Origin of the sequence: Nocardiopsis sp. RV163 (genome assembly GCF_001029525.1) — a bacterium.
In the GTDB taxonomy this organism is placed as follows: Bacteria; Actinomycetota; Actinomycetes; order Streptosporangiales; family Streptosporangiaceae; genus Nocardiopsis; species Nocardiopsis dassonvillei.
Window position 1 is genome coordinate 19,728 of the sequence record NZ_LEKI01000050.1, and the last position, 13,943, is coordinate 33,670.

The 13,943-nt window shown below is 71.2% G+C and carries 11 protein-coding genes; 1 reads left to right on the plus strand and 10 read right to left on the minus strand.

Annotated elements, in window-relative coordinates; translation table 11 throughout:
- From mrdA to ABD54_RS11585, 7 genes are all read right to left on the minus strand, one after another.
- A complete protein-coding gene (gene mrdA / locus ABD54_RS11555) occupies positions 1 to 2,145 on the minus strand; it encodes a penicillin-binding protein 2 (protein ID WP_047869461.1) in 2,145 nt (714 codons plus the stop codon).
- An 8-nt stretch (positions 2,146 to 2,153) separates the two neighbouring features.
- A complete protein-coding gene (gene mreD / locus ABD54_RS11560) occupies positions 2,154 to 2,714 on the minus strand; it encodes a rod shape-determining protein MreD (RefSeq protein WP_047869462.1) in 561 nt (186 codons plus the stop codon).
- Positions 2,711 to 3,607, minus strand: a complete 897-nt coding sequence (gene mreC / locus ABD54_RS11565) for a rod shape-determining protein MreC (RefSeq protein ID WP_047869463.1) — start codon at positions 3,605 to 3,607, stop codon at positions 2,711 to 2,713. Before mreC ends, mreD begins: the two co-directional genes overlap by 4 nt.
- Positions 3,608 to 3,610: 3 nt before the next feature.
- Complete coding sequence (locus tag ABD54_RS11570) at positions 3,611 to 4,645, minus strand: rod shape-determining protein (RefSeq protein ID WP_013154400.1); 1,035 nt, start codon at positions 4,643 to 4,645, stop codon at positions 3,611 to 3,613.
- Positions 4,646 to 4,865: 220 nt separating this feature from the next.
- Entirely contained in the window at positions 4,866 to 5,270 is a 405-nt protein-coding gene (gene ndk / locus ABD54_RS11575) for a nucleoside-diphosphate kinase (RefSeq protein WP_047869464.1), read from the minus strand.
- Positions 5,271 to 5,424: 154 nt separating this feature from the next.
- Positions 5,425 to 5,820, minus strand: coding sequence for a DUF4233 domain-containing protein (locus ABD54_RS11580; protein WP_047869465.1), 396 nt, complete (start codon positions 5,818 to 5,820; stop codon positions 5,425 to 5,427).
- A 31-nt stretch (positions 5,821 to 5,851) separates the two neighbouring features.
- A complete protein-coding gene (locus tag ABD54_RS11585; protein ID WP_047869466.1) occupies positions 5,852 to 7,204 on the minus strand; it encodes a folylpolyglutamate synthase/dihydrofolate synthase family protein in 1,353 nt (450 codons plus the stop codon).
- A gap of 120 nt (positions 7,205 to 7,324) precedes the next feature.
- On the opposite strand from ABD54_RS11585, the gene ABD54_RS11590 reads away from it, so the two are divergent.
- On the plus strand, positions 7,325 to 8,638 hold the full coding sequence (locus tag ABD54_RS11590; RefSeq protein ID WP_047869467.1) for a folylpolyglutamate synthase: 1,314 nt from the start codon (positions 7,325 to 7,327) through the stop codon (positions 8,636 to 8,638).
- Between the two features lie 359 nt (positions 8,639 to 8,997).
- Here the strand turns inward: ABD54_RS11590 and ABD54_RS11595 are convergent, their stop codons facing one another.
- From ABD54_RS11595 to ABD54_RS11605, 3 genes are all read right to left on the minus strand, one after another.
- Positions 8,998 to 10,413 (minus strand): LVIVD repeat-containing protein, encoded by a 1,416-nt coding sequence (locus tag ABD54_RS11595; protein WP_047869468.1) that lies wholly within the window; start codon positions 10,411 to 10,413, stop codon positions 8,998 to 9,000.
- 152 nt (positions 10,414 to 10,565) lie between these two features.
- Entirely contained in the window at positions 10,566 to 11,978 is a 1,413-nt protein-coding gene (locus ABD54_RS11600; RefSeq protein WP_047869469.1) for a hypothetical protein, read from the minus strand.
- Between the two features lie 194 nt (positions 11,979 to 12,172).
- Positions 12,173 to 13,549 carry an LVIVD repeat-containing protein gene (locus tag ABD54_RS11605; protein ID WP_047869470.1) on the minus strand — a complete coding sequence of 459 codons (1,377 nt, stop codon included), beginning with the start codon at positions 13,547 to 13,549 and terminating at the stop codon, positions 12,173 to 12,175.
- Between the last annotated feature and the right edge of the window lie 394 nt (positions 13,550 to 13,943).

The following is a 13,943-nucleotide window of genomic DNA, read 5'->3' on the forward strand; positions in this document are numbered from 1 at the left end:
CTACCGATCCAGCAGGTCGATGGAACCGTCGGGACGGACGTCGGGCAGCTGCTCGGGCGGCACGCCGCCCGGGATCAGCGGCTCAGCGCCGCCGGACGCGTCTGCCTCGGCTCCGGCCCCCTGTGCCGGGGAGCCGAACCCGTAGATGCCGTCGTAGATGGCCCGCGCGATGGGCGCCGCGGTCGTACCGCCGGTACCGCCCTGGGAGACCAGGACGACGATGGCGAACTGCGGGTCGTCGGCGGGCGCGTAGGAGGCGAACCAGGAGGAGACCTGGCGCCCCTCCACGTCGGCGCTGCCGGTCTTGCCCGCGACGGACACCTGGTCCTGCGGGAACCCGGCGAAGGCGCCGCGGGCGGTGCCCTCCTTGGGGACCGCGGTGAGCGCGGTCCGGAGGTACTCCAGCGTCTCGTCGCCGACCGGGAGCTCGCCGCGCACGACCGGTTCGATCTGGCGCACCTCAGTCCCGTCGGCGGAGACCAGCGCCCTGCCGATGCGCGGCTCGTGGAGCGTGCCGCCGTTGGCGATGGCCGCGTAGGCACTGGCGAGCTGGAGCGGGGTGACGAGGACGTCGCCCTGGCCGATGGCGAAGTTGACGGCCTCGTTGGCCCGCCACTGGAAGCCCTCCACGCACTGCTCGTAGGCCAGCAGTTTGAGGTAGGCGGCGCGCGACGGGTCGGTCTCGGCGACGTCGGGGTAGCCGTGCTCGCCCCGTTCGCAGTTGTTCTCGCGGGTCTCCTGCCAGAAGGTGCGCTTCCACTCGCGGTCGGGGATGCGCCCGGAGGTCTCGTAGGGAAGGTCGATTCCGGTCGGTGATCCGAAGCCGAAGCCCTTGGCCATCTCGGCCATCGCCTCGTCGGCCTCGCCGTCGGGGTAGAGCCCGCCGTCGTCCTTCCACATCTGGTAGCCGAAGTTGTAGAAGACGGTGTTGCAGGAGACCACGATGGCCCGGTGGAGGCTGATCGGCCCCTGGCCCTGCCCCTCGTAGTTCTCGTAGTTCTGCCCGGCCAGGTTCACCGAGCCCGGGCAGGCGTAGGTGCTGCGCAGCGAGTAGCCGTTCTCCGCCGCCGCCGCGAGCGAGGAGACCTTGAACGTGGAGCCAGGCGGGTAGGTTCCCTGCACGGCGCGGGAGAGCAGCGGCTCACCCGCCTCCTCGCTGAGCATCTCGTCGAAGGTCTCCTGGTCGATTCCGCCGCGCCAGATCGCGGGATCGTAGGTGGGCAGGCTCGCCATGGCCACCACGCCGCCGGTGCGCACGTCCAGGACGATGGCGGCGCCGGAGTCGGCCTTGTAGCGGGGCCGGGCGTTCTCCATCCCCTCGGCCAGCGCCTCCTCGGCGATCTTCTGCACCCCGAGGTCGACGTGGGTGACCAGGTGCGTCCCCGCTTCGGGCGGCGTCTCGGAGATGACCTCCATGACCTCGCCGTGGTTGTTCACGCCCAGGACCCGCTTGCCCGCGGTGCCGCGCAGCTGGGCGTCGTAGACCGCCTCCACGCCGTCGCGGCCAACCATGTCGATGCCGGTGAACTGGGTGCGCAGGTCCTCGCGGGCCTCCAGCTCCTCCTGGGTCACCGGTTGCAGGTAGCCCAGCATCTGGGAGCCGTGCTCGCCCTGCGGGTACTCGCGCACGGCATGGGCCTGGGCGCTGATCCCGGGGAAGCGGTCGGCGCTCTCCATGATCTGGAGGGCGACGGAGGGCTCCACGTCGTCGGCCAGGGTGACGGGCTGGTAGGGAGAGCCGGGCCAGCACGGGCGGCTCACCTCGGGCCCGCACAGGCGCATGCGCTTCTGGAGCTCCTCCAGCGGGGCGTCGAGCACTTCGGACAGGTCGGTCAGGACCTTCTCGCCGCCGTCGTCCATGCCCGTGATCTCGTGGTAGTCGGCGGAGACCACCAGCTCGGTGCTGTTGTTGACCAGCGGGCGGCCGGTGGCGTCGAGGATCTGCCCCCGCGTGGCGGGGACGAGGAGCTGTTGGTGGTGGTTGGCCACCGCGAGCTCGCGGTAGTGGTCCCACATCGGGATCTGGAGGTACCACAGCCTCACGGCCAGGGCGGCGAAGAGCACCAGGACCAGGATCTGGGCGAGCAGCAGTCCGGCCCGGCCGAGCTTGCGGCCGGGCAGTTCGACGTCGTCGACGGGAGACATGCGCACGTTCACCACCCCCCCGGGGACACCGGGCCCCGGACCCCGGCGAGCTCGCTGTCGGAGAACGCCCCCCGCGCCCACAGCAGCGGAAGCGTGACCAGCGGCGAGACCAGGGTGGTCAGGGCGGCGCCGACGAGGGTGTTGACCGCCACGGCGGCCAGCGACACCCGCGGGTCGCCCATGAGCACCCCGACCAGCGCGTAGCCCAGGCCAACTCCCACTGAGGTGACGGCGGTGGCGGCCATCAGCGCCCACACCGAGGGCCTGCCGCCCAGGGCCCCGGCGGAGCCGGTGTTCCTGTGCAGCAGGGCCAGCAGGTAGGCGGCCACGCACAGCACCAGGGCGTAGCGGCCCAGCGCGTGCTCGGCGGGCGGCAGGGCGTCCATGGCCAGTCCGGCGGCGAAACCGCACGCCGCGGCGGCGGCGGGGCCGGTGGTCAGGGCGACCGCTACGATCGCCGCGGTCACGAGGTCGGGTCCGGCCCCCCACTCGAACGGGAGCCGGTTGACAACGGTGGCCTGGGCGAGGACGGCGACGGCCACCAGGACCAGGGTCGCTGCGTTCCTCATGGGCGTTCCCCCTTGTCGGGTCGGGGCGGGAGCACGGAGTCGCGCGGGTCCTCCTCGGGACCCCCGACCACGACGCCCACCACGTCCAGGGACGAGAAGTCCACGGCCGGGGCGACACGGGCGAGGCGGCTGAGCGCGCCGGGCGCCACCTGCACCTCCTCGACGGTGCCGATCGGCACGCCGGGCACGAAGGGCGCGCCCTCGTGCGAGCCGAGCGTGACCAGCCGGTCCCCGGCCTCGACCGGCGCCTGGAGGTCGAACAGCTCCAGGGTCAGTTCGGCGTCGGGGCCGCCGGGGACGACGCCGCCCCGGACCACGCCGATCTTGCGCGTAGCCTCCATGCGGGCGCCGACGGCGGAGTTGACGTCGGTGGCGAGCATGACGGTGGCGGTGCCCGGACCGGCCTCGATCACCTTGCCCACCAGGCCGGAGCCGTTGACCACGGTCATGTCCGGACGCACACCGGAGTCGGTGCCAGCGTCGATGGTGACCGTGTCGGCGTAGCCGCGCGCGGTGACGTGGGTGACGGACTGGGCGGGGACGATCTCGTAGCCGCCCAGACCGGCCAGCCCCAGCATCGCCTCGAGTTGCTCGGCGCGCGCCTCGTCGATGCGGGCGGCTCTCAGGTCGTCCTCCAGCTCGGCGTTGGCCTGCTCCAGCTCGGCGACGCGCTCGGTTTCGGGGCCGCTGACCAGGCCCTCGTAGAGACCGGTCACGGGCCCGGACGCCCAGGTGACGCCCGCGGCGGCGGGCGTGAAGACGATTTCGCCGCCCGTGCGGGCCGCGGAGGTGACGGGGTCGGCGCCGGGACGGGTGTCCAGGACGAGCAGTGCCACCGCCGCGGCGACGAGCACGGCGAGGAGTACGCGGGATCTGCGTGAGTCGCGGAACACGGGTCACCTCCGCCGTTCGGGGACGAGTACCTGGTGGAGCCTTTCGTAGTTCTCGACGCAGGTGCCCGAGCCGACGGCGACGGAGTCCAGCGCGTTGTCGGCGACGTGGATGGGCATCCCGGTCTCGTGCAGGAGCCTCTCGTCGATCCCGCGGAGCAGCGCTCCGCCGCCGGTGACGGCGATACCGCGGTCCATGATGTCGCCCGACAGCTCCGGGGGGCACTTGTCCAGACTGGTGCGGACCGCGTCGACGATGGCGGTGACCGGCTCCTCGATCGCCTGGCGGACGTCGCTCTCGGACAGGACGATGGTCTTGGGCAGCCCGCTGACGAGGTCGCGTCCGCGCACCTCGGCGCGGATCTCCTCCGAGCCGGTCGGGTAGGCGGAACCGATGGCCATCTTCAGCTCCTCGGCCGTGCGCTCCCCGATCATCAGCGAGAACTCCTTCTTGACGAAGGTCGCGATGGCCTGGTCGAGTTCGTCGCCGCCGACACGGATGGACTGGGAGGTGACGATGCCTCCCATCGAGATCACGGCGACCTCGGTGGTGCCGCCGCCGATGTCCACGACCATGTTCCCGGTGGGCTCGTGGACGGGGAGCCCGGCGCCGATGGCGGCGGCCATGGGCTCCTCGATGATGTAGACCCTGCGCGCGCCGGCCTGGTAGCCCGCCTCCTTGACCGCTCGGTGCTCGACCGAGGTGATGCCGCTGGGCACCGCCACGATCAGACGCGGCTTGGCGAAGTGGCGCCGACGGTGGATCTTCTGGATGAAGTAGCGCAGCATGCGCTCGGTGATCTCGAAGTCGGCGATCACACCGTCCTTCAGGGGCCGGATGGCCGTGATGTTGGTCGGCGTGCGGCCGATCATCTGCTTGGCCTCGATGCCGACAGCGACGATTCGGCCCGTTGAGGTGTTGAGCGCGACCACCGACGGCTCGTTCAGAACGATGCCGCGTCCTCGCACGTACACGAGCGTGTTGGCGGTACCCAGGTCGACGGCCATGTCCCGGCCGAGAAAAGCAAGGTTGTTCGGCATGTAACGTCCTCAGAGGCGCCGTGTCGGACGTGGTTGCCCGGGGCGACCATACGTAGTCGTTCCGGCACGATAGGTGTTGAGTCCCCCGTATCGTAACGGTCAGCACTTAGTCCGTTACGCAAACACACCGAATTGTTGCCTCGTCGGCGGACGAACCGACCGAAGTCGCCCGTGGCCGCGGGTCCCACATGCCGAGGGGCCCGCGGCCGTGCCGTCTCCCCTACAGGTCGGGGAAGAAGAGCTTGATCTCGCGCTCGGCGGAGTAGGTGGAGTCCGAGCCGTGCACGATGTTCTGCTGCACCTCCAGCGCGAAGTCGCCGCGGATGGTGCCGGGGGCGGCGGTCACCGGGTCGGTGGCTCCGGCCAGGGCGCGGAACGCCTCCACCGCGCGCTCGCCCTCGACCACCATGGCCACGAGGGGGCCGCCGGTGATGAACTCGACGAGCGAGCCGAAGAACGGGCGCTCGGCGTGCTCCTCGTAGTGCGTCTTGGCGGTCTCGGCGTCGAGCGTGCGCAGCTCCATGGCGACCAGCTTCAGGCCCTTGCGCTCGATGCGCGAGATGACCTCGCCGACGATGTTGCGGCGGACGCCGTCCGGCTTGATGAGAACGAGAGTGCGCTCCACGTGCGTGTCAACTCCTCACTGGGGCTCCGCGTGGCGCACGTGGGCACCCGCCCACGGCAGCGGCCGCACGCGGAGGAATCGGGTGATGGGTCACAGGTGCGGGGGCCGCAGGAGGAGGGTTCTCCCCGGGCCGCCCGCCCGGACCTGCGTCACACTATCGCGTTTGGCGCGTGGGCGCGGAGGACCCTGCGTCCTCGCCCCGCCCGGCGGCCTCCGCCTCGGCGCGGGCCAGGTGGGCGGCCTTCATCTCGTCGGTGCGGCGGCCCATGATGACGCCGGTCACCCACAGGGAGACGAACACCACGGCGATCAGCACCGCCCCGGAGACCAGGAAGGAGGTGAACAGGAAGGCGGCCTGCAGCGCCCAGGCCGCGTAGTGCGCCCAGCGGTGCTTCTGGAGCCCGGAGAGCACGAGGGCGGCGACGGCCATCCCGCCCCACAGACTCCCGGCCAGGGCCGGATCCATCCCCTCCAGGGAGACGGCGACGGGGATGAAGAGGCCGATCACGATGACCTCGAACACCAGGATGACGGCGCAGACTACACGCACGGCGGGCTCCCTTCGTAGTAGACCTGGCCCGTCACTCCTGCGCGCCGCGCAACAGGTGGACCGCGTCACCGGCGGTGACGACCGATCCGGTGACCAGTACACCGGTGCCGCCGAACTCCCCGCCTTCCTCGGCCAGGCCCACCGCCCGGTCGATGGCGTCGTCGAGTCGGGGCTCCACGTGCACGCGTTCCTCACCGAAGACGTGCTGGGCGACGTTGGACAGCCGCTCCGGTTCGAGTGAACGCGGGGAGGAGTTACGGGTGACGACGATCTCGTCGAGCAGTGGTTCGAGGGGTTCGAGGATCCCCTCGACGTCCTTGTCGGCCATGATCGCGACCACCCCGACAAGCCGGGAGAAGGTGAAGGCCTCCTCCACGGCCGCCGCGGTGGCGGTCATTCCGGCCGGGTTGTGCGCCGCGTCGGCGATGATGGTCGGGCTGGTGCGCACGACCTCCATGCGGCCCGGGGAGTCCACTCCCGCGAGGGCCTCGGCGACGATCGCGGGGTCCAGGCCCCCGGCGTCGTCACCGGAGGAGGCGAACGCCTCGATCGCGGCCACGGCCACGGCGGCGTTCCCGGCCTGGTGCGCCCCGAACAGGGGCAGGAACAGGTTCTCGTAGCTGCCGGTGAGGCCCTTGAGGGCGATCTGCTGCCCGCCGACGGCGACCTCGCGGGAGGTGACGCCGAACTCCAGCCCCTCCCTGGCCACCCGGGCCCCGACCTCCGCGGCGTTGCGGACCAGGGCCTCGGCGGCGGGCAGCGGCTGCTGGGCCAGGACCGCCACGGAGTCGGGCTTGATGATGCCCGCCTTCTCCTCGGCGATGCCCTCCACCGTGTCGGGCAGGTACTCGGTGTGGTCGATCCCGATGGGGGTCACCACGGCGACGTCGCCGTCGATGACGTTGGTGGCGTCCCAGCGGCCGCCCATGCCGACCTCGACGACGGCCACGTCCACGGGGGCGTCGGCGAAGACGGCGTAGGCCATCACCGTGAGGATCTCGAAGAACGACAGCGGTGCGTCGTTGATCGAGTCGGCCATCTCGACGTAGGGGCGGATGTCGTCGTAGGCCTCGACGAACCGCTCCCGGGATACGGGCTCCCCGTCGATGACGATGCGTTCGCGCACGGTGCGCAGGTGCGGACTGGTGTAGCGGCCCACGCGAAGACCCCGCCCGCGCATGAGCGCGTCGATCATGCGGGCGGTGGAGGTCTTGCCGTTGGTGCCGGTGACGTGGACGGCCCGGAAGTTGCGGTGCGGGTCGCCCAGGAGGTCCAGCAGGGTACGGACCCGGTCCAGTCGAGGATCGATGTCGGACTCGGGCGCTCGGGAGAGGATCTCCGCGGTCACCTCTGCGTAGCGCCGCTCGGCGCTGGCTTCGCTCACGGTGTCTCGGTGTCTCGTGTGTTCGGGGTGTACACCCGCGCCAGTCTACGCGCCCCCACCTGGGCACGGTCCCCGGGTAAAGGAACCGGCGGCCTGTGTCGCGCAGACCATACTGGGACCATGCCAAGCCTTGACCCCTTCTTCTACGAGTGGGCGCAGCGCCGCCCCGGTCAGACCCGGAGCCTGGAGCGCGCGGCGGCGCTGATGCGCGTGCTGGACCTGGACGCCGGGCGCCCGCCGGTGCTGGGGGTGGTGGGTTCCAAGGGCAAGGGGAGCACCGCGACCACGGCGGCCGCGGCGCTGTCCTCGGCCGGGCTGCGCACGGTGCTGGTCACCGGGCCGAGCTTCCGCTCCTACCGCGAGCGCGTACGGGTGGACGGGACGTCGGTGGCCGGCGGCGAACTGGACGCGCTGGGCGAGCGGATCGCCGCCGCCCGCCGGGAGCTCTCGTCGGTGGAGGAGTCGGGCGGCTACCTGGCGCCGAGCGGGCTGTTCCTGGTGGCGGGCCTGCTGCGCGCCCGCGAGGTGGGCGCCGACGTGTGCGTGCTGGAGGCCGGGATGGGCGGTCACCGCGACGAGCTGCGCCTGGTCGGCCCGGAGGTCGTCGCCCTGGGCAGGGTCTTCGCCGAGCACGTGGGCGTCCTCGGCGACACCGTGGCGCAGATCGCCAGGGAGAAGGCGCGGGTGACCGGGGAGCGTACCCGCGCGCTGGTGCGCCTGCCGCAGACCGCGGAGGCGGCCGCCGCGGCCGACGCCGCCCTGGCCGAGACCACCGGGGGCCGGGTGCGGGCCGAGGTGGTCGATCCGGACCGGCCGGGGGCGGAGCCGCCGCCGGGGCTGCGCCCGCCGGGGCTGTCCGCGGCCTCGGGGGTGCTGGGGACGGCGGTGGCCGCGCGGATGCTGGACCACCTGGGCCGCCCACCCCTGGACCGGGAGCGGCTGCACGCCGTGCTGGGCACCGTCCGGCTGCCGGGGAGGCTGTCCCGCCACGCCGTGCCAGCAGGGGCGGGTGGAGCGTCCGGCCGTCTCGGAGGGACGTCCGGCGGCGGCCCGGTGGGGGGCGGCACCGCGCCGGAGGCCGAGGTCCTCGTGGACTCGGCCATCGACCGCAACGGGGTCGCCGCCGCCCTGGCCCACGCCCGCGGGCTGTGGGGCGGAGTGGACCACGTGCTGCTGTGCCTGCCCGACCACAAGGACGTGTCGGGGGCGGTGGAGGCCCTGGGCGACCTGCCCGTGACCGCCGTGCGCCTGCCCGAGGCCCACTTGCGCTTCGAGTACGCCCTGCCGGACCGCTGGGGCCGCATGGACGCCGCGGACCTGTCCCCCGCGGCCCTGCGCGCACTCGGCGAACGGGTGCTGGCCCTGGGCACGGTCTACTTCACCGGTCGGGTCCTGGAGGCCGTGGACGCCCCCACCGACCGGCTCTTCGGCTGAGACCGCGCGGCCGCGCGGTCCCCGACCGCCCGCGTCGTCCACAGGGGGGAGGAGGCCCTGGCCGCGCCGGGCACCGGCGCTGGACACTCGGATACGGGGGTTCGGGATTCCCCGGCGCCGGGGCGCGGGCCCCCCGGAATCGAGCTTACGGTGTCTGGACCCGGCCAGGAAGCGCTCTCCCGACCCTGTGGAGAACTCCCGTCGCTCCTGCCTCCGGTTCGTGTACGGCGCCCGGTGGCCGGACACGAACCGGGGCCATCGCGCAGGAGCGGGCCATGACGCAGGAGACGGGGGCGGTGCCTCGGCACCGCCCCCGCACGTGTCGTGGGCTCGGCGAGCCCGTCAGCCCCTACCCGCCGTCAGCGCCGTCCCGGCCGGTAGCTCTCCTGACTCTGCGGGTTGAACTCCTCCATCCGTACCCGCTCGGCCGCGCGCACTCGCGGGTCGTCGATCCGCAGCACGTCCAGGCCGCGTTCGATGTCGGACGAGTACACGTAGCCGTTGTAGTAGTACGTCGACCAGGTGTCGTTGTCCTGCACGCCCTCCTCGACGCGGGAGTCCACGTCGAAGAAGCCGATCTCGCTCGGGGCGCCCGGGTCGTTGAAGTCGATCACCGAGACGCCGCCCTGGTACCAGGACTGCACGAAGTAGTCCTGGCCGGGCACCGGGATCAGGGAGCCGTTGTGCGCCACGCACACCTGGTCGCCCTGGTGCCGGTCGATCTTGAAGTAGCCGGCGAAGTCCAGTTCCGGCGAGTCGCCGCCGCCCACCTCGTAGATCGCGTCGGCCCCGCGCCGGGGTCCGACCTCCTCGGTGCAGGTCGGAGCGCCGCCGCCGCCGAGTTCGTCGGTGAACAGCACGGTGCGGGCGTCGTTGGTGAAGGTCGCCGAGTGCCAGAACGCGAAGTTCTCGTCCCGGACCACCTCGGTGACGACCGGGTTCACCGGGTCGGAGATGTCCATCAGCACGCCGTCGCCCATGCAGGCGCCCGCGGCGATGTCGCGCTCGGCGTAGACGGTGATGTCGTGGCAGCCCTGGGTGGGCAGCAGCAGCCCGTTCTGTTCGTGGTTGCCGCCCTCGGGGAACAGGACCGGCTCGTTGACGACCGCGGCCTCCTCGGGCGCCTCGTGCGGCACCTCGATGACGGAGATCTTGTCGTGCGGCGGCTGGCAGTTCGGGAAGGCCTCCGAGGGCGAGTACGACGACACGTAGATCAGGTCGCTGTCGCCGGTCTTGCTCGGCACCAGGGTGTTGGTGTGCGAACCGCAGTCGGTGCGCACCGCCGACACGTACCGCGGGTTGGCCTTGTCGGAGATGTCGAAGATCCGGATCCCCTCGAAACCGTCCGGATCGGTGGCCGGCACCGAGGGGGCACCGCACTCGGTGCCCGCCCGGGGGTAGTCCACCGAGAAGTAGAGCAGGTCACCGCTCACCGACACGTCGCCCTGTCCACCGGGGCACAGGACCTCGGAGACGACCTGCGGCTCCTCCGGCTCGGAGATGTCGTAGACGACGAAGCCGTCGTAGTTGCCGCCGATGGCGTAGTCGCCGCTGAAGGCCAGGTCGGAGTTGACGTTGCGCACGGCCGAGGGCTTGGGCGTGTGGGCGACGTGGGTGATGTTGTCGCTGTGGATGTCTTCGGCGGGCGCCTCGTCCGCCTGGGCGGCGGCCGGGCCGAGGAGCCCGAGGAGCAGGGACGCGGCCGCGGCGGACGCGAGGGCCGCGGTGCGCCGCAGCGCCTTCCTGGCCCGTGGTGCTGCGGGAGGTGCGGGCATGGGTTCTCCTGTGTGCACTAGGGGGTGGGGGTGGACGCGCCGGGGCCGCGGCGTACACGGCCGCGGCCCCGGTCGATCGCCACCCGGCCACGGGCCGGGCGGCGTTCGGGCGGGCGTCCCGGTTTCCCTAGGGGCCCGGGGCGCCCGTGCGGTCAGCGGCCGTTGCCGCGGCCCGGCCGGTACTCGGGCTGGGACTGGGGGTTGAACTCGTCCATCCGCACCTGCTCGGCCACCCGGAACCGGGGGTCCTCCAGCTTCAGGACGTCGAGCCCGCGGGTGATGTCGGAGGAGTAGACGTATCCGTTGTAGTAGTAGGCCGACCAGGAGCCGCCCAGGACGAGGGCGTCCTCGCTGATCGGGCCGCGGTCGAAGTGTCCGATCTCCCGGGGGTTGGCAGGATCGTTGAAGTCGATCACCGAGACGCCGCCCTGGTACCAGGACTGCACGAAGTAGTCCTGGCCGGGCACGGGGATCAGGGAGCCGTTGTGCGCGACGCAGTTCTCGGTGTCGGCCTGGTGACGGGGCAGCTTGTAGTAGCCCTCGAACTCCAGGTCGGGCGAGTCCTGGCCGCCGCCGATGGCGTAGATGGCGTTGGCGCCGCGCTTGGAGCCGATCTCCTCGTTGCAGGTGGCGCCGCCACCGCCGCCGAGTTCGTCGGTGAACAGCACGGTCCGGCCGTTGTTGGTGAAGGTCGCCGAGTGCCAGAACGCGAAGTTGTCGTCCTGGACCACCTCGGTGACGACCGGCGCGGCCGGGTCGGAGATGTCCATCAGCACGCCGTCACCCATGCAGGCGCCCGCGGCGATGTCGCGCTCGGCGTAGACGGTGATGTCGTGGCAGCCCGCGGTGCCGGTGTTGCCGCCGTCGGGGAAGAGCACCGGGGTGTCGATGACCTTGGCCTCGGACGGTTCGTCGACGGGGATCTCGATGACGGAGATCTTGTCGTGGGGCGGCTGGCAGTTCGGGAAGCGGTCCGAGGGCGAGTAGGAGGAGACGTACACGTACTCGTGCTCGCCGTCCTTGCCCGGCACCAGGGTGTTGGTGTGCGAACCGCAGTCGGTGCGCACCGCCGACACGTACCGCGGGTTGGCCTTGTCGGAGATGTCGAAGATCCGGATCCCCTCGAAACCGTCCGGGTCGGTGGTCGGCACCGAGGGGGCACCGCACTCGGTGCCCGCCCGGGGGTAGTCCACCGAGAAGTAGAGCAGGTCACCGCTCACCGACACGTCGCCCTGTCCACCGGGGCACAGGACCTCGGAGACGACCTGCGGCTCCTGCGGCTCGGAGATGTCGTAGACGACGAAGCCGTTGTAGTTGCCGCCGATGGCGTAGTCGCCGCTGAAGGCGAGGTCGGAGTTGAAGTCACTCATGGCCTCGGTCTTCGGGACGTTGGTCACATGGGTGATGTTGGCACTGGTGTCGGCGTCACTGGCGAACTCGTCGTCCGCCGCGGCCGAGGCCGGGCCGAGGAGTCCGACCATGAGCACCGCAGCTCCGGCGAGGGAGACTCCGGTCAGTCCGCGTCTGGCGCGCCGGGAGGTGGGGGTCGGGGGGGATGACGCCATCCTGTGTACTCCTGATTCTGATTGGAGCGAAACAGGAAGAAGGTACACAGTTCAACATCTATATGCATAGGGGGAGACAAAAGAAACCTTGTTCTTAACACGGTGTCCGTTTGGCCCGATTCGACTAAACAAGGCGCCTAACCACGGGTGCCTCGCGGCGCACCGGAGGGCTCCGGCGCGCCGCGGCCGACGGTTCAGCCGGAGGGCGTGGACGGCTGCGACTGCGGGTTGAACTCCTCCATCCGCACCTCCTCGGCCCCCGCCAGGCGCGGGTCGGTGAGCCGGAGCACGTCGAGCCCGCGCCTGATGTCGGAGGAGTAGACGTACCCGTTGTAGTAGTAGGCCGACCAGGAGCCCGCCGTCGTCAGGGCGTCGGGGTTCCAGGGGCCGCGGTCGAAGTGGCCGATCTCCCCGGGGGCGGCCGGGTCGTTGAGGTCGATGACCGAGACGCCGCCCTGGTACCAGGACTGCACGAAGTAGTCCTGGCCGGGCACCGGGATCAGAGAGCCATTGTGCGCCACACAGTTCTCAGTTTCGGCCTGGTGACGAGGCAGTTTGTAGTAGCTCCGAAATTCGAGCTTCGGCTCCGCCCCGCTCTGGTCCAGCGAGTAGACCGCGTTGGCCCCCCGTTCGGGCCCCGTTCCGGCGTCACAGGTGGCCGCGTGTCCGCCGCCGAGTTCGTCGGTGAAGACCACGGTGCGGGCGTCGTTGGTGAAGGTCGCCGAGTGCCAGAACGCGAAGTTCTCGTCCCGGACCACCTCGGTGACGACCGGGTTCACCGGGTCGGAGATGTCGAGCAGCAGGCCGTCCCCCAGGCAGGCCGCGGCGGCCAGGTCCCGCTCGGGGTAGGCGGTGATGTCGTGGCAGCCGGTGGTGGTCCCGTGGCCGCCGTCCGGCAGCAGCACCGGCTCGCTGACCACCCGGGCCGAGGCCGGGTCCGCCAGCGGCACCTCCACGACGGAGATCCTGTCGTGCGGCGGCTGGCAGTTGGGGAAGTCCTCCGAGGGCGAGTAGGAGGAGACGTACACGTAGTCTCGCTCGCCGTCCTCGCCCGGCACCAGGGTGTTGGTGTGCGAACCGCAGTCGGTGCGCACCGCCGACACGTACCGCGGGTTGGCCTTGTCGGAGATGTCGAAGATCCGGATCCCCTCGAAACCGTCCGGATCGGTGGCCGGCACCGTGGCCGCGCCGCACTCGCTGCTGGCTCGCGGGTAGTCCACCGAGAGGTAGAGCAGGTCACCGCTGACCGACACGTCGCCCTGGCTCCCGGGGCACACGACCGTGGACACCCGGCTCGGGTTCTCCGGGTCGGAGATGTCGTAGACGACGAAGCCGTCGTAGTTGCCGCCGATGGCGTAGTCGCCGCTGAAGGCCAGGTCGGAGTTGTAGGACGCTGCGCCGTCCAGCCCCGCCGGCCTGGGCAGGTTGGCCACGTGCACGACGCCTCCGCCGGTGCTCACCCCGTCAGCCCTCGCCCCGGGGACGGCCAGGATGACGGTGACCAGCAGGGGCGCCGTTGCGAGCGTTCCCCACCGCAGTCCGTTCGCGTGCCTTCGCGTCTCCGACACCACCGCACACCCCCCGGAAATACACAGAGCATTCAACTGGCTACCATGGGTTTTACTCCTCTCCATTGGCAATAACCAGACGAAACGCCGAGAACGGACATAAAACACTTCAGGAGGCCAAAAGCAGGCAGAAGTCCCGGGCTGACGGATGTCCCGGCTCCCGCGCCCGGCACCGCGAAGTCGAACGAGATGGCACCGACCCGGGCCCGGGACTGGACAGGACACCCGTCGGGTGAGTAAGAAAGCCCGCAGGACGTTGCCCCAAGGCACAGTGCACGCCGTGCGGCGGCCCCGTCCGCACCCCACCCCATCGGAGGACACCTCGTGCGTCGCCTGGTACTCGCGGCCGGAACCGCTCTCGCCCTGCTCGGAGCCTCAGCCTGTACGGGCGGGGGGG

Bases quoted from the DNA above. Each gene is read 5' to 3' on its own strand.
- mrdA (WP_047869461.1), bottom strand. From the start codon at position 2,145: ATGTCTCCCGTCGACGACGTCGAACTGCCCGGCCGCAAGCTCGGCCGG.
- ABD54_RS11600 (WP_047869469.1), bottom strand. From the start codon at position 11,978: ATGGCGTCATCCCCCCCGACCCCCACCTCCCGGCGCGCCAGACGCGGA.
- ABD54_RS11595 (WP_047869468.1), bottom strand. From the start codon at position 10,413: ATGCCCGCACCTCCCGCAGCACCACGGGCCAGGAAGGCGCTGCGGCGC.
- mreD (WP_047869462.1), bottom strand. From the start codon at position 2,714: ATGAGGAACGCAGCGACCCTGGTCCTGGTGGCCGTCGCCGTCCTCGCC.
- ABD54_RS11590 (WP_047869467.1), top strand. From the start codon at position 7,325: ATGCCAAGCCTTGACCCCTTCTTCTACGAGTGGGCGCAGCGCCGCCCC.
- ABD54_RS11570 (WP_013154400.1), bottom strand. From the start codon at position 4,645: ATGCCGAACAACCTTGCTTTTCTCGGCCGGGACATGGCCGTCGACCTG.